This is a genomic window from Burkholderia sp. WP9 (genome assembly GCF_900104795.1).
Taxonomy (GTDB): Bacteria; Pseudomonadota; Gammaproteobacteria; order Burkholderiales; family Burkholderiaceae; genus Paraburkholderia.
Map to the genome: position 1 here is coordinate 939,035 of NZ_FNTG01000001.1, position 17,943 is coordinate 956,977.

Annotated in this window: 19 protein-coding genes; 10 read left to right on the forward strand and 9 right to left on the reverse strand. The window is 61.1% G+C overall.

Annotated elements, in window-relative coordinates; genetic code table 11:
• Positions 1–22 precede the first annotated feature (22 nt).
• Positions 23–907, reverse strand: a complete 885-nt coding sequence (locus BLW71_RS04180; RefSeq protein WP_286161928.1) for an SDR family NAD(P)-dependent oxidoreductase — start codon at positions 905–907, stop codon at positions 23–25.
• A 59-nt stretch (positions 908–966) separates the two neighbouring features.
• Between BLW71_RS04180 and BLW71_RS04185 the strand changes: the two genes are divergently transcribed.
• Both BLW71_RS04185 and BLW71_RS04190 read left to right on the forward strand, forming a co-directional pair.
• Positions 967–1,887 carry a LysR family transcriptional regulator gene (locus tag BLW71_RS04185; RefSeq protein WP_091793403.1) on the forward strand — a complete coding sequence of 307 codons (921 nt, stop codon included), beginning with the start codon at positions 967–969 and terminating at the stop codon, positions 1,885–1,887.
• Positions 1,888–2,135: 248 nt separating this feature from the next.
• Positions 2,136–2,612 carry a nuclear transport factor 2 family protein gene (locus BLW71_RS04190; RefSeq protein WP_091793405.1) on the forward strand — a complete coding sequence of 159 codons (477 nt, stop codon included), beginning with the start codon at positions 2,136–2,138 and terminating at the stop codon, positions 2,610–2,612.
• A 235-nt stretch (positions 2,613–2,847) separates the two neighbouring features.
• On the opposite strand, the gene BLW71_RS04195 is transcribed toward BLW71_RS04190, so the two are convergent.
• From BLW71_RS04195 to phnA, 3 genes are all read right to left on the reverse strand, one after another.
• Positions 2,848–3,372: an MmgE/PrpD family protein gene (locus BLW71_RS04195; RefSeq protein ID WP_353615888.1), complete on the reverse strand. Its 525-nt coding sequence runs from the start codon at positions 3,370–3,372 to the stop codon at positions 2,848–2,850.
• Positions 3,373–3,576: 204 nt separating this feature from the next.
• On the reverse strand, positions 3,577–5,031 hold the full coding sequence (gene phnY / locus BLW71_RS04200; RefSeq protein ID WP_091793407.1) for a phosphonoacetaldehyde dehydrogenase: 1,455 nt from the start codon (positions 5,029–5,031) through the stop codon (positions 3,577–3,579).
• Between the two features lie 14 nt (positions 5,032–5,045).
• Complete coding sequence (phnA, locus tag BLW71_RS04205) at positions 5,046–6,281, reverse strand: phosphonoacetate hydrolase (protein WP_091793409.1); 1,236 nt, start codon at positions 6,279–6,281, stop codon at positions 5,046–5,048.
• 223 nt (positions 6,282–6,504) lie between these two features.
• On the opposite strand from phnA, the gene BLW71_RS04210 reads away from it, so the two are divergent.
• The 5 genes from BLW71_RS04210 (at position 6,505) to BLW71_RS04230 (ending at position 13,144) form a co-directional block, all read left to right on the forward strand.
• Positions 6,505–7,560, forward strand: coding sequence for a putative 2-aminoethylphosphonate ABC transporter substrate-binding protein (locus tag BLW71_RS04210; RefSeq protein ID WP_091793411.1), 1,056 nt, complete (start codon positions 6,505–6,507; stop codon positions 7,558–7,560).
• 119 nt (positions 7,561–7,679) lie between these two features.
• Complete coding sequence (locus BLW71_RS04215; RefSeq protein ID WP_091800390.1) at positions 7,680–8,771, forward strand: putative 2-aminoethylphosphonate ABC transporter ATP-binding protein; 1,092 nt, start codon at positions 7,680–7,682, stop codon at positions 8,769–8,771.
• Complete coding sequence (locus BLW71_RS04220) at positions 8,768–10,495, forward strand: putative 2-aminoethylphosphonate ABC transporter permease subunit (RefSeq protein WP_091793413.1); 1,728 nt, start codon at positions 8,768–8,770, stop codon at positions 10,493–10,495. The genes BLW71_RS04215 and BLW71_RS04220 overlap by 4 nt, the downstream gene beginning before the upstream one ends.
• A gap of 35 nt (positions 10,496–10,530) precedes the next feature.
• Positions 10,531–11,661, forward strand: a complete 1,131-nt coding sequence (locus tag BLW71_RS04225; RefSeq protein WP_091800394.1) for a 2-aminoethylphosphonate--pyruvate transaminase — start codon at positions 10,531–10,533, stop codon at positions 11,659–11,661.
• A gap of 94 nt (positions 11,662–11,755) precedes the next feature.
• The gene (locus BLW71_RS04230) at positions 11,756–13,144 is read left to right on the forward strand and encodes an FAD-dependent oxidoreductase (protein ID WP_091793415.1); all 1,389 of its coding nucleotides are present in this window, start codon (positions 11,756–11,758) and stop codon (positions 13,142–13,144) included.
• 9 nt (positions 13,145–13,153) lie between these two features.
• Here BLW71_RS04230 and BLW71_RS04235 read toward each other — a convergent pair whose 3' ends face one another.
• On the reverse strand, positions 13,154–13,876 hold the full coding sequence (locus tag BLW71_RS04235) for a phosphonate utilization associated transcriptional regulator (RefSeq protein ID WP_091793417.1): 723 nt from the start codon (positions 13,874–13,876) through the stop codon (positions 13,154–13,156).
• 193 nt (positions 13,877–14,069) lie between these two features.
• Positions 14,070–14,945 (reverse strand): glutathione-dependent disulfide-bond oxidoreductase, encoded by an 876-nt coding sequence (yghU, locus tag BLW71_RS04240; protein ID WP_091793419.1) that lies wholly within the window; start codon positions 14,943–14,945, stop codon positions 14,070–14,072.
• 317 nt (positions 14,946–15,262) lie between these two features.
• Between yghU and BLW71_RS04245 the strand changes: the two genes are divergently transcribed.
• The 3 genes from BLW71_RS04245 to BLW71_RS04255 all read left to right on the forward strand — a co-directional run bounded on the left by BLW71_RS04245 (position 15,263) and on the right by BLW71_RS04255 (position 16,599).
• Positions 15,263–15,682, forward strand: coding sequence for a DUF1810 domain-containing protein (locus BLW71_RS04245; protein ID WP_091793421.1), 420 nt, complete (start codon positions 15,263–15,265; stop codon positions 15,680–15,682).
• Between the two features lie 67 nt (positions 15,683–15,749).
• Positions 15,750–16,268, forward strand: a complete 519-nt coding sequence (locus BLW71_RS04250; RefSeq protein WP_091793423.1) for a hypothetical protein — start codon at positions 15,750–15,752, stop codon at positions 16,266–16,268.
• A 133-nt stretch (positions 16,269–16,401) separates the two neighbouring features.
• Complete coding sequence (locus tag BLW71_RS04255) at positions 16,402–16,599, forward strand: DUF2964 domain-containing protein (protein WP_091793425.1); 198 nt, start codon at positions 16,402–16,404, stop codon at positions 16,597–16,599.
• Positions 16,600–16,623: 24 nt separating this feature from the next.
• Here BLW71_RS04255 and BLW71_RS04260 read toward each other — a convergent pair whose 3' ends face one another.
• The 3 genes from BLW71_RS04260 to BLW71_RS04270 form a co-directional block, all read right to left on the reverse strand.
• Complete coding sequence (locus tag BLW71_RS04260; RefSeq protein WP_091793427.1) at positions 16,624–17,100, reverse strand: hypothetical protein; 477 nt, start codon at positions 17,098–17,100, stop codon at positions 16,624–16,626.
• A 36-nt stretch (positions 17,101–17,136) separates the two neighbouring features.
• Positions 17,137–17,511, reverse strand: a complete 375-nt coding sequence (locus tag BLW71_RS04265) for a DUF3564 domain-containing protein (RefSeq protein ID WP_091793430.1) — start codon at positions 17,509–17,511, stop codon at positions 17,137–17,139.
• 95 nt (positions 17,512–17,606) lie between these two features.
• Positions 17,607–17,942 carry a c-type cytochrome gene (locus BLW71_RS04270; protein WP_091793432.1) on the reverse strand — a complete coding sequence of 112 codons (336 nt, stop codon included), beginning with the start codon at positions 17,940–17,942 and terminating at the stop codon, positions 17,607–17,609.
• Position 17,943: the final 1 nt, after the last annotated feature.

Sequence of the window (17,943 nt, forward strand, 5' to 3'; positions counted from 1 at the left end):
AACCCCATTCATGCAGAAGCGGTTACGCGACGTTGTAACGGGAAGCCGGCTTACCCGATTGGGACGCCTGGAACAGCTTTTCGCGCGCCTCGTCGTACTCTTCCCACAACCTCAAGTCTTCAACCGACGGCAAGGTGATCGATTCGCCTTGTGCCAAACCGGCCAACGCGGCGTCGACGAGATGGTCGGCGCTCATGACAACGCTCTTATCCAGGTTGGAGACAGGGAAGCCCGCGATGTCCCAGAAACCTGTGTGAGTCGCCGCCGGCATGACCAGTTGGACTTTTACGTTGGTGCCCGCGACTTCCTGCTGAAGCCCGCGAGTGAAGCTCAGGACATAACCCTTGGTGCCGCTGTACACGGTGCTGACAGGAAGTGTATGAAGCGCGAGGACGGAGCTGATATTGACGAGCGTCCCTTTGTCCCGCTGCTTGAACAACGGAAGAATGGCGTACGACAGGTGGACGAGTGCATCCACGTTCAGTGCGTTCATCGTTTCGAGGTTGCTGAGCTTCGAGTCCGTGAAACCGCCGAGCGTGCCGGCGCCGGCATTGTTGACGAGCATCGTGATGGTTGCGTCGCGGGTAATGGCGGTCACCACCGTCTCGACGCCGGATTGCGTCGTCAGGTCTTCGGCGAGGAACGTCGCACGAATGCCAAACTGCGCTGACAGGCTTTGGGCCAGTTCGCTCAGACTATCGGCATTCCGGGCGATCAACAGGAGGTCATATCCCTGCTTTGCAAGACGGTTGGCATAGACCTTGCCGATGCCGGCCGATGCGCCAGTAATGACTGCAGTACCTTTGCCTGAAGAATGGGTGCTCATAAAACCTCCGTGGGACGGGTTGGATTGCGTGCTGGGTGGATCTCGCTTTCGATGGGTGGACTTTGCTGGTTTTTTTGGCATTGATATAGACGGTGGGCGCTCATATCATTAAGTCCACCCGGGAATAGGTGTCGCTCAAAATGGATAAACTGCAGGCCATCACCGTTTTTGTCCGCGTCGTCGAGGCAGGCAGTTTTTCGGCGGTCGCACTTCAAACCAACACGACGCAGAGCGCGGTCAGCAAACAGGTCGCGGCGTTGGAGCGTGAACTCGGCACCAAACTGCTGACGCGTACGACCCGCTCGCTCGCCCTGACGCAAGAAGGTGAACGCTATTTCAACCGGGTGCGACGCCTGGTGGCAGAGATGGACGAGGCCGAGGGCGAGTTGCGGCGTGGTGAGCAGCAACTGGTTGGATGGCTCAGAATCGCGGCGTCGGTTGGGTTCGGTCGAATCAAGCTCATGCCAATGATTCAGACCTTCCTGGCTGCGCATCCCGCGGTGAAGATCGATATCCGTCTGCAAGACAGCGTTGTCGATCTGGTTGAAGAGGGAATCGATGCGGCGGTTCGTATCGGCGACATGCCGGACAGTACTTTAATTGCGCGTAAGGTCGGCACTTCTCCCCGACACATCGTCGCACACAACCGCTATTTGTCGTCGCTTCCGAAGGGACTGATGGCGCCCGTCAAGCCTGAGGATCTCGCTGCGCACAACTGCGTTGTCTACACGGAATTGCCCATGCGCAACAACTGGACTTTTACCGCGGGCAGCGCTGCGCTGGAGCCAGAAGGGACAACGCGAGTCGTTCGTGTAGCGGGTAATCTGCAAAGTAACAGCAGTGAAGTGATCCGTGCATCGGTCCTCGCGGGAATGGGCATCGGGTGTTCGCCGACCTGGCTTTTCCATGAAGAAATCGCCAGCGGCGAGGTCCAGCTACTGTTGGCCGACTGGCGACCTCCGCCGGTCTCTATTCATCTGGTCTATCCACGCGAACGACGGAACTCAGCGAAAGTGAAGGCCTTCGCGCAGCACGTCGCGAGCGCATTGGCTGACGGGTAGCAGTACTGTTGGATTAGCCAGGTCAATCTGGCGGCACATAAATCGCTCCTGCACGAATGACGACTCAGAGGCAGATCAAAACTTGAGGGGCACGCTTCGCGCGGACAATGTTTCCGTGCGAATCCTAAATCGCTCGGCGCGGAGTAAAGCCCCTGTCGAGGTAGTCAGACAGACTGGCGGCGTCTCAACACAAAAGCGTCGCCGGTGTTTCTCTGCATGCGGCGGCGCCCGCAACCAAAGGAGCTGTCATGTCTGAAAATACCCCCATCCCTCCGTTCCCACCGTTCACTCTGGAGACAGCCACGCAAAAGGTGCGCGCCGGGGAAAATGGCTGGAACTCTCGCAATCCGGAGAAAGTGTCTCTTGCCTACACGGTTGATAGCCGTTGGCGCAACCGTTCCGAATTCATCACCGGCCGCGAACAGATCGTGCCCTTTCTGCGCCGCAAGTGGGAGCGCGAGCACGAATACCGCTTGATCAAGGAGATTTGGGCGTTCACGGAAAATCATATTGCAGTCCGATTCGCTTACGAGTGGCACGACGATGCGGGCAACTGGTACCGTTCATTCGGTAACGAAAACTGGCAGTTCGCCGAAAACGGTCTGATGGCTGTGCGCCATGCATCCATCAACGATGTGCCGATCAAAGAAGCCGATCGCAAGTTTTTCTGGGCGCTGGGCCCTCGCCCGGAGGATCATCCGGGACTCAGCAGTTTTGGGTTCTAGAAACGACGCCGGTCTCTTTCTCGTCGGTTCATACTCCTCTGCCGCGCGAAATGTAAGGGGGCGATACCTATCGTCGACTCAATGTCGGATTGCGGCAGGGGAGTACTCATGTGGCGGTGAATTTGCGGCGATGCCGTTGCGTTCGAAACGGGTCGTTCGTTCAAGCGGTGAGCGCGGCCTCGCCAAACCTTCAGTCTCCTTCGCGAGCCGGTGAGACGCCACTTCCGGCTGCTTTTCAGCTACTGTGGCAGCGCGGACAAGGCGATTCTCCGGCGCTGTCCAGTTGTTCGACGTGCCAGCATGTGTCGATCAGTTTGCGGGTCCTATCCGGCGATAGAATTCCTTCGGCCAGGTCCGAGAATTTCTTCTCGAGTTGCTGATCGGTCATCGGCACTTCGGTGCTGCCGATCGCGTGCTGGATGAATTTATGCAGCTTGCGCCCGTCCTTCAGTGTGATCGTCATGTCGACCTGCTCCGGCTTGATGGCCTGGTCGACGATGGTATTCACCTTCTGGCGCAGTGCCACCGTCATCGGGTCACGCACCTTCGCGTCGCTGAACTGCTTCTCACCCGCCGCGCCGTCGATCACGGCAATTGCCACCGCGTGATAGATGCTGAACTTGCCCTCGAGTCCGATCTGCGGGGTCTTCTTGCCGGTCGCCGCGGCCGCACCGAATACGCCACACGGGCGGCGCGCCGATTGATTAAAACGTCGGGCCGAGATAGCCCGGAAGTCCCGGTGCGCTTTGCTGTTCGCCAGTCGAAGCGCTCGTCGCTGTGCGGACGAGGCAGTGCGGAGCGGAAAAAGCGGCCCAACGGAATTCTTTCAGCTTCGTGGTGGGTGAAAGATAAACATCTATCACCAACCACGAGACGAGCAATGTTGCTGACCGCCGGAACCCCTACACAAGGTCCCACGCGGTCAGTGTCAACTCAGCATAAAAGGCGCCTCAACATATCTCCCTCACCATGGCAGCGAGTAGGTCTTGGTATTGGTGAAACTCTTCATGGCTTCCTGCACGCCTTCCTTATAACCGAGTCCCGAATCCTTCACGCCGCCGAACGGCGTCAGTTCGAGTCGATAACCCGGTACTTCGCGTACATTCACGCTGCCCACTTCCAGTTCGGTGACGAACCGCGTGATGTAGTCGAGTCGGTTCGTGCAGACCGACGATGACAACGCATAGTCGGTGCAGTTGGACATGCGGATCGCTTCGTCGATATTGGAGAAGTGCATGATCGGCGACACCGGCCCGAACGTCTCGTATTTGACGAGCGGCATGTCGGGCGTGACTCGATCCACGACGGTCGGCGAGTACAGCGCGCCATCCCGGCAGTTACCCGCCAGCAGCCGCGCGCCGCGTGACAACGCGTCGTTGACCTGCTGCTCGCAGAACCGCGCGGCCGCCTCGTCGATGACCGTGCCCATGTCGACCGCGCTATCCGCGGGATTCCCGTATTTCCACGCGCGCGTCTTGTCCACGACGAGTTCGGTAAAGCGATCGGCAACCGACTCATGCACCAGCATGCGCTTGATTGCCGTGCATCGCTGGCCGGAATTCTTGTAAGAGCCCGACACGGCGAGTGAGCTGGCTTCGTCCAGATCGGCGTCTTCCATTACGATAATCGGGTCGTTGCCGCCGAGTTCGAGCACCGCGCGGCGGTAGCCCATCCGGGCGGCAATCGATTTGCCGATCGACACGCCACCCGTAAACGTAATGAGATCGATCGCGGGGTTCGTGATCAGCTCATCGGCAATGACGGCAGGGTTGCCGGTCAACACTTGCAGCATCTGCACGGGCAGACCCGCCTCATAGAGAATGTCCGCCAGCAGATAGCACGACAGCGGCACCTTTTCCGACGGTTTGACGACGATACGATTGTTCGTGGCGATAGCCGGCACGATCTTGTGCGCGACCTGATTCATTGGATGGTTGAACGGCGTAATCGCGGAAATCACGCCGAGTAACGGATCGCGTTGCGTATAGACGCGGCGTTTTTTTCCGTGAGGCGTGAGATCGCACGAGAAAATCTGGCCGTCGTCTTTCAGCACCTCGCCCGCCCCGAAAACCAGCACGTCGGCGACGCGGCCGGCTTCGTAGGTCGAGTCCTTCCAGCACAAGCCGGCCTCCGCCGTGATGAGCGCGGCGATTTCGTGCGTGCGAGCCCGCACCGCGTCGGCTGCGCGCCGCAGGATCGCCGCCCGCTCATAGCGGGTGAGGGCGGGGCGATACGCGCGCGCAAATTCGAACGCGTGACGCACGTCTTCCAGCGTCGCTTTAGGCACGGTGCCGACCAGCGTGCCGTCGTAGGGATTACGCACTTCGATCACTTCGTCGCGATGGACTTTTTCTCCACCAATACGCAACGCTTCATGACGCACCTGCCACTGAGCTTTCGTTTCCGCAATAGCGTTCATATCCGGTCCCCGGTTCATTGAAGGTGATTGAGTGCGATATCGATGATGTCGAAATTGCGCAGCCGTGCCCGCTCGACAACGGATTTCGCGACCGGTTGATTGAACAGCAGCGGCACGATCTGTTCGGCGAGGCCGCCGTGCGAGCGCAGCGGTACATCGAGGCCGGACAGGTCGTGTTTGATGCGCCGTGTGCCGAGCACGACATCGCGCGTCGAGATCACGATCAGGTCGCCCATGCGCGCGGGCGGAAGTTCGAAGCGCGCGCAGCCTTCGGCGCCCGTCAGCACGACTTCGATGCCGGGTTCCGCCGAGAGCCGACGGCGCATCGCCTCGACATCGGCCGAAGGCGGAAGGTAGACCGTGGCGAACGATCCCAGCGCGCCGTGATGCACGACGTAGGGGTCGGTGATCGGCAGAATCACGCGAGCGGCGTCGTGGCCGAGCCACTCGTCAAAGCGCTCCTGAAGATAGATCACGTTGGGTTCGCCGTCTTCGTTGTGCTTCGCATTCATGCCGTGATCAGCCGTGATGGCGACAATCGCACCGAGTTCGTCGAGCCGCCGCAGGTAGCCGTCCATCATCTGGTAAAACGCGTTCGCACCGGGTGTGCCGGGTGCGCACTTATGCTGGACGTAGTCCGTGGTCGACAGATACATCAGGTCGATCGCGCGGGTTTCGAGCAGGCGCACGCCCGCCGCGAATACGAATTCCGACAGGTCGGCGCTGTACACGCTCGGCACCGGCTTGCCGACCAACTCCAGCACGTTGTCGATACCGTTCTCCTCGATCGTCGCCTCGTCGGCTTTCTCCGCGGAGAAGCACACGCCCGCCAGATCTTTGCCTAACAGGCGGCGCAATTTGTCTTTCGCCGTGACGACCGCCACATGCGCACCCTTTTCGGCGAAACCGGCCAGCACGGTGGGCGCGACGAGGTACTTCGGATCGTTCATCAGCACCTCGGTGCCGCTGTCGCGATCGAAAAAATAGTTGCCGCTAATGCCGTGAACGGCAGGTGGCACGCCCGTCACGATCGACAGGTTGTTCGGATTCGTGAAACTCGGCACGACGCATTCCCCCTTGAGCGCCGTGCCGGGATGCAGCAACTTGCCGAGAAAGGGCGCAACGCCCGCCGCTGCCGCCATCTCCAGATATTCATAGGCACAGCCGTCCACACAGACCACAACGACGGGTCGATGCATCCAGTTGTAGCTACGGCCGTTCACTTCGATGGAAACCGGTGTTGCGCTCATGACGTGTCCTTTGGCTAGGGTAAGTCGGGTGTTGGGGGTGAGGCGTTATGTGGCAAAGTGTGGCAATACTTGACATTAAAATTGATGCTTTGTAGATTGTCAACAACAGACAACATTCTCGAAACCAAAAAAAGCCGTCGTCACGAAGCTCGTAAGCAGCAGTCCCGTAGCACCGGTCGTTTTCGTCGCAGGCCGCGACGCCACTTTCTCAAGGGGTCTGGAAATGAAGGATAAGCAGGGGTCAAAGGGTCGCAGCAGTCGCTGGAATGTGGCGTTGCGTGGTCTCGTTGCCGCCGCAGTCGCATTCGGCGCGGTCCAGTTCGCGCAGGCGAAAACGCAGTTGCTCGTCTATACCGCGCTCGAAGACGAAGCCATGAAGCCGTACAAGGACGCTTTCGAAAAAGCCAACCCCGACATCGAAATCCGCTGGGTGCGCGATTCGACGGGCGCGGTGACCGCCAAGCTGCTCGCTGAGAAAAGCAATCCGCGCGCCGATGTCGTGCTCGGACTCGCGGCATCCAGTCTGACGCTGCTCGATCTGCAGGGAATGCTGATGCCCTACGCGCCGAAAGGCTTCGACAGCCTGACGCGCAAGTACAGCGACGCCAATACGCCGCCGCACTGGGTCGGCATGGACGTATGGGGCGCGACGGTCTGCTACAACCGCGTCGAGGCAGAGAAGCGCCACCTGCCTAAGCCGACCTCATGGGAAGACCTGACCAAGCCCATCTACAAGGGGATGATCGTGATGCCGAGCCCGGTGTCCTCCGGTACGGGCTATCTGGACGTGACCTCGTGGCTGCAAACGTTCGGTGACGACAAGGGCTGGAAGTACATGGACGCGCTCGACAAGAACGTCGCGCAATACGTGCACTCGGGTTCGAAGCCCTGCACGCTGGCCGGCACCGGCGAGTTTCCGATCGGCATCTCATTCGAATTTCGCGGGCACGAGTTGCAGGCCCAGGGCGCCCCGATCGATCTCATCTTCCCGAAAGAGGGACTGGGGTGGGATATGGAAGCGACGGGGATCATGAAGACCACCAAACAGCCCGAAGCGGCCAAGAAACTCGCGGATTTCATGGCCAGCAAAGAAGCCAATGAAATCACCGCGCAATGGTGGGCGATCGTTGCGTATCCGGGTGTCGCGAAGAAGCTCTCCGGCATTCCCGACAACTATTCGGAACTGCTGGTGAAAAACGATTTCACCTGGTCGGCGAAAAACCGCGACGCGATTCTCGGCGACTGGCAGAAGCGCTACGGCAGCAAGGAGCAGAAGTAGGACCGGCTTCGACAGGGTCTTGAGGAGCGCCGGGCGTGCGGTACGCACGCCCCGAACAAACGGTGAAGCAGCGCGCGGCGGCGCGTCGCCGCCATGCAGGCTTGGCATCGGAGGAGTTTATGACAGCGTATTTGAGCGTGCAGAACGTCTACAAGCGGTTCAATGACACGCCGGTTCTGGAGGACATCAATCTTGGCGTGAAGCAGGGAGAGATGATCTGTTTCCTCGGCCCATCGGGATGCGGCAAGACGACTTTGCTGCGCATCATCGCCGGCCTCGAAACGCAGAGTGCCGGCCAGATCACGCAGGACGGCCGCGATATTTCGCGGCTGCCGCCCCAGCTTCGCGATTACGGCATCGTCTTTCAGTCGTATGCGTTGTTCCCCAATCTGACCATCTTCGACAACGTGGCCTACGGTCTCGTGAATCGCAAGATGAAGCGCGCGGCGATCGCCGATCGCGTCAACGAACTGCTCACGCTCGTGGGCCTGCCGGACGCGCAGCGCAAACATCCGAATCAGCTGTCGGGCGGTCAGCAGCAGCGTATCGCCCTGGCGCGGGCGCTTGCCACCTCGCCGGGGCTGCTGTTGCTCGACGAGCCGTTGTCAGCGCTGGATGCGCGTGTGCGAGTGCGGCTGCGTCAGGAGATACGTCAGTTGCAGCAGCGGCTCGGCGTGACCACGATCATGGTCACGCACGACCAGGAAGAAGCGCTCTCCATGGCCGACCGGATCGTGGTGATGAATCAGGGCGTGATCGAGCAGATCGGCACACCGCACGAAATCTATCGCGAGCCGGCGTCGCCGTTCGTTGCCGATTTCATCGGCAAGGTCAACCTGATTCCCGCCGAAGTGACACGCGACGGCAACCTCAAGGCGGGCTCGCTGGCACTGCGCTACGGGTGCGGAACGCAGCGCGCGGTGCCGGGCTCCAGGGTGTCGGCCTTCGTTCGCCCGGAAGACATCCATATCAGCGCGCCGGGTAGCGCCGCGGACAATCTGCTGCCGGCTTCGGTGGAGAAACTGGAGTTCCTCGGCGCGTTCTGCCGGGTCAGTTTCAAGGTGGACGGTCTCGGGGAGCAGGAAATCGTCGCTGACCTGTCGTTTCACGAGATGCATCGGACGAGTCTGCAGCAGGGGGCGCGCTTCGATCTGGCGATTAGCCGCGAGCATGTATGCGTGTTTTCGGCCGCGAAGGAGCGACTTCAATGAGTGCCGTTCTGTTGGAGCGTCGCAGCGGCGACGAGGCGCACGCCGAAGTGCGTCAGAAGAGCCATTGGCACGACCGGGTCGCGCAGTTGGCGCTCGTGCTGATGTCCGCGTTTCTCGGCGTGTTTTTGCTGTTGCCGCTGGCTCTGGTGGTCGGTAAATGCTTCGTCGACGCGGACGGTCATTTTGTCGGATTGGTCAATTTCAAAGGCTATCTGGCGGACTCGGGCGTGTGGACCTCGACGCTGCATTCGGTCACGGTCGCCTGCCTGGTGACGGCCATCGTGATTCCGATGGCATTCACGTTTGCCTACGCGCTGACCCGTTCGTGCATGCCGATGAAAAACGCCGCGCGCACGGTCGCGTTGTTGCCGCTGCTCGCACCGACGTTGCTCTCCGCTGTGTCGTTCATCTACTGGTTCGGCAACTCGGGCATCCTGAAACCGTTGCTTCACGGACATTCGATCTACGGGCTGCCGGGCATCGTATGCAGTCTGGTCTATGCCGCGTTTCCGCATGTGCTGATGATTCTCGTGACGGCGCTCTCGCTGTCCGACGGGCGCCTGTACGAAGCCGCGGACGCAATGGGCACGCGCCGCGTGCGCAAGTTCTTCACGATCACGCTGCCGGGCGCGAAGTACGGCCTGATCAGCGCGACGATGGTGTCGTTTACGATCTGCATCAACGATTTCGGTGTGCCGGTCGTTATCGGCGGGCCTTATTCGGTGCTCTCCACCGACATCTATAAGCTGATCATCGGCTTGCAGGATTTCAACCGGAGCGCGGTTGTTAGCTTGCTGCTGCTGTGTCCCGCGCTGGTTGCGTTCGCGATCGATTTTTTCATTCGCCGCAAGCAGCAGTCGCAACTCGGCGCGCGTTCCACGCCGTATCAGCCGAAACCCGCGCGCGGCTTCGACATGGCGATGCTCGGCTACTGCGGCCTCGTGTGCGCTCTGGTGCTGGCAGTGGTCGGCATTTCCGTGTTTGCCTCGTTCGTGAAGTTCTGGCCGTATCAGATGAGTCTCGGCTTGCAGCACTACAAGATGGGCCTGATCGGCGCCGGGATTTTCGACGCCTACAAGAACAGCCTGAAGATGGCGGCATGCGTGGCGATCGGCGGCACCATCATAGTGTTCGGCGGCGCGTATCTCGTCGAGAAGACGCGCGGACCGCGCTGGTTACGCGGCTTTATCAATCTGTGCGCGATTCTGCCGATGGGTGTGCCGGGACTCGTGCTGGGCATCAGCTACATCTTTCTTTTCAACTCGCCCGCCAACCCGCTCAACGGCCTTTACGGCACGCTCGCGATACTCGCGATCGTGACCGTGGTGCACTACTACTCGTCGAGTCATCTGACCGCCGTGACCGCGCTGCGTCAGATCGACAATGAGTTCGAGGCCGTCTCCGCGTCCTTGAAAGTGCCTTTCTACAGGACGTTTTTCCGTGTCACCGTGCCGGTCTGCCTGCCGTCCATCCTGCAGATTGCTCGCTATCTCTTCGTCAATGGCATGACGACCGTGTCCGCCGTCGCGTTTCTTTATTCACCCGACACGCAACCGGCCTCGGTCGCCATTCTCAATCTCGACGACGCCGGACAGATCGGACCGGCCGCGGCGATGGCCACGTTGGTCCTAGTGACAGCGGCTCTCGCCTGTCTGCTGTTTGCCGGCGTGTCGCATGGCGTGTTGCGCAGAACCCAGGCATGGCGCACGTCGCGTCGTGGCTGAAACAGAAACCTCATCTGGATCTACAAGGAGCTACCGTGAATCTGTCCTCCGCACCCATTCTGCTTACTCCTGGTCCGCTCACGACCTCCGAGCGCACGCGTCAGGCGATGCTGCGCGATTGGGGATCATGGGACGGCGATTTCAATCAGATCACCGCCCGTGTCCGCCAGCAGACGCTGCGCATCGTGCATGGCGAAGACACGCATGAGTGCGTGCCGTTGCAAGGCAGCGGCACCTTCTCCGTGGAAGCCGCGATCGGCACGCTGGTGCCACGCGACGGACGGGTGCTGGTGCCGAACAATGGCGCGTACTGCCAGCGCATCGCGAAGATTTGCCGCGCACTCGGCCGGCGCCATCAGACCATCGACTACCCGGAAGACACGCAGGTCAAAGCGGCGGATGTCGATCGCGCGCTGGCGACCGACCCCGACATCACGCATGTCGCACTCGTGCACTGCGAAACCGGGGCGGGCGTGCTCAACCCGCTCCATGAGATTGCCGAGGTGGTCGCGAAGCACGGGCGCAGTCTGATCATCGACGCGATGAGTTCGTTCGGCGCCATTGATATCGATGCACGCCGAACGCCGTTCGATGCGGTGGTGGCGGCCTCCGGGAAGTGTCTCGAAGGTGTGCCCGGCATGGGGTTCGTGATCATTCGCCGCAGCACGCTGGAGCGCTGCGAGGGCAATAGCCCTTCGCTCGCGATGGATCTGTACGACCAGTGGGTCTATATGAACCGCACCACGCAATGGCGCTTCACGCCGCCTACGCATGTCGTCGCGGCACTCGACGAGGCCATTGCGCAATACGTGGAAGAGGGTGGTCTCGAAGCGCGCGGCGCACGCTATGCAGGCAATTGCCGCGCGCTGATCGAAGGCATGGCGGCACTCGGTTTTCGACCCTTTCTCGATCCGTCGATTCAGGCGCCGATCATCGTCACGTTTCATGCCCCCGACGATCCTCGCTATGACTTCAAGACCTTCTACACGGAAGTGAAAAAGCGCGGCTACATCCTGTACCCCGGCAAGCTGACCCAGTTGGAGACGTTCCGTGTCGGCTGTATCGGGCACTTCGGCGAATCGGGCATTCCGGGTGCGGTCGCGGCGATTGCCGACACGCTCCGAGTCATGGGAATCGAGCGGGTTTCGGCGAAAGCGCTGGCCTGAAGCGGCCGGCGCGGAGGCTTGTTCTTGCTTGAAGCGCGAGCAAGCCTCGCTTTCTCCGAATGGAATACAACCGTTGGGTCAATGCGAGCCATTTATGCGTCCGTTCTGGATTGAACAAGCACTCTTTGCCGACGGTTCGTTGGCGCCCGCCTTGCAAGGCGCGACGACTGCGGATGTCTGCATCGTCGGCGGCGGCTTTACCGGTTTGTGGACGGCCATTCAGGCCAAGCAGAAAAGGCCCGACCTCGACATTGTGATCATCGAGAGCGATCTGTGCGGCGCGGGTGCGAGTGGCCGCAACGGTGGCTGTCTGCTGACGTGGTCGACCAAGTTCTTCACGTTGCGGCGACTGTTTGGCGAGGCGGAGGCGATCCGGCTCGTGAAAGCGTCGGAAGCGGCCGTCGGGCGGATTCGCGACTTCTGCGCCGACAACGCGATCGACGCCGAAGTGCGGCTCGACGGCACGCTCTACACGGCGACTTCACGCGCGCAAATCGGCCTGCTCGACCCGGTCATTGCCGCGCTGAGCGAGCACGGCATCAATTCGTATCAGCATCTTTCGCCACAAGAAGTGGCGAGCCGGTCCGGCTCCGCGCGCAATCTCGGCGGCGTGTATTCGCCGGTCGCCGCAACGGTCCATCCGGGCAAGCTCGTGCGCGGGCTGCGGCGCGTCGCGATGGCGATGGGTATTCGTCTTTACGAGCGCACGCCGATGCTCGACTTCGCTGCCGGCGAACGCGTGACGGTGCGCACACCCGCCGGCAGCGTCAGCGCGCCAAAACTGGTGCTCGCGATCAATGCGTGGATGGCGAGCCGCTTCCGGCAGTTCGAGCGCACGCTGGCGGTCGTTTCAAGCGACATGATCGTCACCGAGCGATGCCCGGAGTTGCTGCAGCAAATCGGCTTGAAAGACGGTGTGTCGGTGCTCGACTCGCGGATCTTCGTCTACTACTACCGCAGCACGCCGGACGGGCGGCTGATGCTGGGCAAGGGCGGCAACACGTTTGCCTGGCGAGGCCGGATCGCCCCGGTGTTCGATCAGCGCTCGCCTTATGAAGCCGATTTGACGCGCGGTCTGCACGATTTCTTTCCGGCGCTGCGCGACGTGCCGGTCACCGCGAGCTGGAACGGCCCATCGGATCGGTCTGTCACCGGTTTTCCTTTTTTCGGCCGGCTCGACGGCGCGCCAAACGTGCTCTACGGCTTTGGCTATTCCGGCAATGGCGTTGGACCGACGTATATGGGCGGACAGATCCTGTCCTCGCTGCTGCTCGAACTCGACAACGAGTGGACGCGTAGTCCTTTGACGAATGGCCCGTTAGGGTATTTTCCGCCCGAACCGATCCGCTTCATGGGCTCGATAACGGTGCGTGATGCAATCCGGCGCAAGGAACGCGCGGAAGACGAGGACCGCCAGCCCTGGCTCGTCGATCGCCTTCTCAGCAAACTGGCTAGCGCCGCCGGCAAGTCGGATAAAGGGTAGCGGCGCCGCTCAGCCGGTCTGGCTCGCGGTGGGCAGCGGCGCTGAAGCAACCCAGCGCTCGTGGGCGCGCCGCATTCTGGCGAGGCCGTGCGCCACGTGTTCCCGCACGAGCGCGACGGCGCGCTCGGCGTCGCCTTTCGCGAGTGCGTTGACGATTTTTTCGTGCTCCGTGACCGATGTTGTCAGCGCGCTCTTTTCCGTTTCGATGGCCGCTTGACGCAGCAATCCTAGCTGACGCACGAGATGGCGATACGTTTCGAGCAAATGCTGGTTGCCCACGCCCGAGACCATGGCGTCGTGCAACTGGACATTCAGTGTCGTGTACCGGGCGAGGTCGTGGTCTTTCTTCGCCGATTTCATCGCGGCGATGATGCCTTTGAGGGTGGCCAGCGTTTCAGGCGTCATTCGCTCGGCTAGTGCGCGGGCCACGGATTCGTCCAGCATTGCCCGCACTTCGTAGATCTCTTCCGCTTCGCGCAGCGACAACGCGCGCACCGTGACGCCACGGTTCTTTTCGGTTTTCAGCAAGCCGGCCTGTTCCAGCGCTCGAAACGCTTCGCGCAAGGGTCCGCGCGACACGTTCAGGCGCGCGGAAACTTCGACTTCGTTCAACTTTTCGCCGGGGGCGAATTCGCCCGAGGCGATACCGCGTTCAAGCGTTTCCTGGACTAACGTGGCAAGCGAGTGCCGCTGCAGCAATTCAATCGCGCTGGATGGGGTTGGCGTGGTCATTGATGAGCGGTTGGAAGTGAGGGTTGGGAGTGAGTAGTGTTGGCTTTCCGAACATAGCGTGACGCCTTGTTTATTGTCAACAACGATCCGCACGGCGATGCGGGCCGCGCAGGTTTCGATCAGGAACTCCTGACCGTCGAACCTTCCGCGGTGTCCGCCCAACTCCCACTACTTTGCTACTTCGCTGCTCCCGCTACTTCTGTGCGGCCAATACGGCCTGCGTGCCCGTCTCGAAGTCGGAGGCGTCGTGGCGCTCGTGTAATTGATCCGACAGCTCGCCAAAGACACGGTTGACCATCCGTCCGCGACGCACGGCCGGGCGTTCGCCGATCGCATTAGCCCAGCGCTGAACGTGCCGATAGTCCTGCACCGACAGGAATTCGGCCGCATCGTAGAGCCACCCTTTGACGAGGCCGCCGTACCAAGGCCAGATCGCCATGTCGGCGATCGTGTACTCACTGCCCGCCACGTATTCGTTACCCGCGAGCCGCTGGTCGAGCACGTCGAGCTGACGTTTGACTTCCATGGCGAAGCGGTCGATCGCATATTCGATCTTTGTCGGCGCGTATGCGTAGAAGTGGCCGAGGCCGCCGCCCAGATACGGCGCGCTTCCCATCTGCCAGAACAACCACGACAGGCATTCGGCGCGAGCGCCGGGCTCGGTCGGCAAAAACGCGCCGAATTTTTCGGCGAGATAGAGCAGAATCGAGCCGGACTCGAAAACCCGGATCGGCTTGGGGCCGCTGCGATCCATCAGCGCGGGGATCTTGGAGTTCGGATTCACCTCCACGAAGCCGCTGCCGAACTGATCGCCGTCGCCGATCCTGATCAGCCACGCGTCATACTCCGCGCCGCTATGACCGCTCGCCAGCAGTTCCTCGAGCAGTATCGTGACCTTCACGCCGTTGGGCGTTGCCAGCGAGTACAGCTGAAGAGGATGGCGGCCAACCGGCAGTTCCTTCTCGTGCGTGGCGCCCGCGATAGGGCGGTTGATGTTCGCGAAGCGGCCACCGTTCTCCTTGTTCCAGGTCCAGACTTTCGGCGGCACGTAATCGGCGCGGTCACTCATGCTCAAGCTCCTTTGTGTCTCGGGGGACAGGGTGTTTTCGCAGTGAGATTAACAAATCGGCGCGAAATGCGCTGGCGGCCGCGCGCCGCCAGGACATGGACCGGGCGCGGCCCGCAGCCTGTCGATCGTGCCTGCGATACGCGTTGGCGCCGTGCGATCCGCATGGACAGGAACGGGGAATGCTGAGGCAGGGAAATGCGCGTCTGCGCGATTCCCAAGCACTCGGCCACTCAGTCGTAGTGAAAAGATGCTTTGTGGGCTTACCATTTAACACATTGAAACCGCTTCGCATCCAATGCCTGACAAAGGAGCTCATGATGGACGATCCGTACGATCTTCAGCGCTTTGTCGATGCCCAGAACCCGGTCTATGCCGACGTTTGCGAAGAACTCGTCGCAGGGCGGAAGCGCAGCCACTGGATGTGGTTCGTATTTCCACAAATCAGCGGCCTCGGCTCGAGCGCGATGGCGCACCGTTTTGCGATTTCGTCGTTGCCGGAGGCCGAGGCCTATATGCGGCATCCGGTGCTCGGCCAGCGTCTTCGGGAAACGGCGCGGCTCGTCAATCTGGTGCCGGACCGCTCGATCGAGGACATTTTCGGCTATCCGGATTATCTGAAGTTCCGCTCGTCGATGACGCTGTTCGCGCGCGCAACGAGCGACAACGAAGTGTTCGTCGAGGCGCTGCGCAAATATTTCGATGGCGAGGCCGATCCCGACACGCTGCGTTTGCTATAGATGCGGCGCAATCGGCCGTGCATCGTGCGGTTGTGATTCGCGACGTCACTTCGGGGAGCAAGAACGCATGCCAAAAGCTTCTGTATCGACTCCGTTTCGTGTTTTCGAGCGTGTGGTCATCAGCCTCTATGACGGTGGCGTCCTGTCGCCAGCGGTACTTGAACGTGTCATTGGGGCATTTGCGCAAGCGGGTACCGACTGGCGCAGCACCACGAGTGCGAGGTCTGTAGATAACCGCTCGCTGCATGAAATCGTCGTGCTGACGATGCTGCCGGGCGAAGCCCCGAAATCGGCTTCAGCTTCGTTCATGGCCGTGGTCGAACACATTGCCGGAGAGTCGCTGCCGACTCGCGCCACAAGCGAAAGTGCAGGTGCAAGCGCCGACGACGCTCGGCCTGCCCACGCAAAAAACAGAAAACAGGCCGATACGGACGACGACAACGCCACGGAAGAATTACTCGCCCAATTGTCCGGCAGCGCGCAACCGGACAAAGGCCGGCGCACAAAAAAAGCGAGCCCGCCGGCGCGTTCGAATAGCTTCAATCCCTTCCTGAATGCGGCGTTGCCGCGTACAAAGAAGTCGTGACGTCAACCACGGCTCGCCGCTGCTTTGTCGATTTCTTGCCGCCGCACGCCTGCGATTGATGTTCGTCAAACCCAATCAGCCCGCTGGACCGATGATGTCTTCACTACTCCGCTTGGACTCCATGGAGCACATCATGATCCGCTCAGAAAGCAGAATCATTTTTGCGGCAATCGCCGTATTCGTCGCACTGGCAGGTATTGGGGCGTCCATCCGCGGTTTGCTCTTCGACCAGCCGCCGGTGTTTCGCTACGGCGTCGCGGCCCTGATCGTCGGCGTCGCGTGCTTTGTCATGTTGCTCAATTCGACGGCCGACAGCGATCGGCAAAGGTAAGTGCGGGGTATTGCGCGGCAGTGCTTATGCAGGATCCGCGCGGTGCTCGTACTTCGCAGCTTCCGGCGCCTCGGCCGGATCCGCGGGCGACAGCCGCAGCGCGCCCCAACCGAGCGGCGCAAACACGCGGCCGCCAGCCAGTTCCACGAGTTCGACGAACCTTTTGAGCGACACCCCCGCGGCGATCTGAACCGGCGCATTGTTGATGAAATCCTGCGTACGCAGCCACGGTGCGTCGCCGCGGTTGATTTCGTTGACGCTGCGCGCGCGACCGTCGTATCCGGCGTCGGGCGGCAACAGCGGCCCGTCGAACGCAACAGTCAGGATCTGCTGTGCCGCGTCCTCGTAAGGCAGGCCGGCGTGCCGCTCGTAGGGCGCGCGTTCCCAGCCGTCGCCCCATTGCTCGTTGAGCGGCAAGCGCGTGAAGTAAGCCCACGGTACGCGCACGAAGCAAAGCCCGTAAGCGTGACGCACGCCGTCCAGATCGGTGCTCAGTCCCATGGCGATGGCCTCGGTAATGTGGATGAAATCAGCGCTTCACACGTCGCTGTCGGAGGCGAACAGGCCGTGTTCCGGCTGCACCCGTTCGTTGTCGATACATTGCACATGCCAATGGCCGGTCATCAGGGCGCGGCCGCGTTCCGCGCACCACTGGGCGCGTCCGGTCTCGCCTTCGAACGGCCCTTCGAGTTCGTTCAGATCGAGCCCTTCGAGCACACAGACGGGCGTCGTGTCGTGCGGGCCGCACACGAGCGTGTTGCCGCAATCCATATGCAGCGTGCCCCAATCGGGCAGTTCGAGACCGAGGTGGCCTTCACGCGACCACTGCCGCGCATCCTTATCGAGCCACAGGATTGCAAAAGCCATCGGATGGACACGATCGAACGTGTCGAGGTGGACAGTGAGACGCATGAAATTTCTCCGAAACGTACGGTCGTCGTTCAATCAAGGCAGACCGCGGATAACGCGGCCTCGATGGGCGGGCTTATCGACTGCTCATCGACTCCTTATTGACTCAATACCCATTGCACCAGCGTATGCGCGTCTTCAGCCGACAGCGGGCCGCCGCGGTCGCCCGGCAGCGGCATCGGCATATCGCCCCAATGCGCTTTGCCGCCGAGGCGCAACTTGTGCTCGAGCATGAACTGCGCATTTGGCACGTTGCGATAACGCTCGGCGATCTGCTGGAACGACGGGGCGAGGAATGGCGCATCGTGTGTGTGGCAAAACATGCAGTGCTGCTGGTCGACCAGGGCGGTCGGTTCCGGTTCGGCATGAGCGGAGCCGGCGGCCAGCACTAACACGGCACATGCGGACAGACAGTTTCGGACTAAGGCGATCACG

Coding starts and splice junctions, on each gene's coding strand:
- BLW71_RS04250 (WP_091793423.1), top strand. CDS start 15,750: ATGCCAAAAGCTTCTGTATCGACTCCGTTTCGTGTTTTCGAGCGTGTG.
- BLW71_RS04260 (WP_091793427.1), bottom strand. CDS start 17,100: ATGGGACTGAGCACCGATCTGGACGGCGTGCGTCACGCTTACGGGCTT.
- BLW71_RS04265 (WP_091793430.1), bottom strand. CDS start 17,511: ATGCGTCTCACTGTCCACCTCGACACGTTCGATCGTGTCCATCCGATG.
- BLW71_RS04185 (WP_091793403.1), top strand. CDS start 967: ATGGATAAACTGCAGGCCATCACCGTTTTTGTCCGCGTCGTCGAGGCA.
- BLW71_RS04230 (WP_091793415.1), top strand. CDS start 11,756: ATGCGTCCGTTCTGGATTGAACAAGCACTCTTTGCCGACGGTTCGTTG.
- phnA (WP_091793409.1), bottom strand. CDS start 6,281: ATGAGCGCAACACCGGTTTCCATCGAAGTGAACGGCCGTAGCTACAAC.
- BLW71_RS04220 (WP_091793413.1), top strand. CDS start 8,768: ATGAGTGCCGTTCTGTTGGAGCGTCGCAGCGGCGACGAGGCGCACGCC.
- BLW71_RS04245 (WP_091793421.1), top strand. CDS start 15,263: ATGGACGATCCGTACGATCTTCAGCGCTTTGTCGATGCCCAGAACCCG.
- BLW71_RS04255 (WP_091793425.1), top strand. CDS start 16,402: ATGATCCGCTCAGAAAGCAGAATCATTTTTGCGGCAATCGCCGTATTC.
- BLW71_RS04210 (WP_091793411.1), top strand. CDS start 6,505: ATGAAGGATAAGCAGGGGTCAAAGGGTCGCAGCAGTCGCTGGAATGTG.
- BLW71_RS04190 (WP_091793405.1), top strand. CDS start 2,136: ATGTCTGAAAATACCCCCATCCCTCCGTTCCCACCGTTCACTCTGGAG.
- BLW71_RS04180 (WP_286161928.1), bottom strand. CDS start 907: ATGCCAAAAAAACCAGCAAAGTCCACCCATCGAAAGCGAGATCCACCC.
- yghU (WP_091793419.1), bottom strand. CDS start 14,945: ATGAGTGACCGCGCCGATTACGTGCCGCCGAAAGTCTGGACCTGGAAC.
- phnY (WP_091793407.1), bottom strand. CDS start 5,031: ATGAACGCTATTGCGGAAACGAAAGCTCAGTGGCAGGTGCGTCATGAA.
- BLW71_RS04235 (WP_091793417.1), bottom strand. CDS start 13,876: ATGACCACGCCAACCCCATCCAGCGCGATTGAATTGCTGCAGCGGCAC.
- BLW71_RS04215 (WP_091800390.1), top strand. CDS start 7,680: ATGACAGCGTATTTGAGCGTGCAGAACGTCTACAAGCGGTTCAATGAC.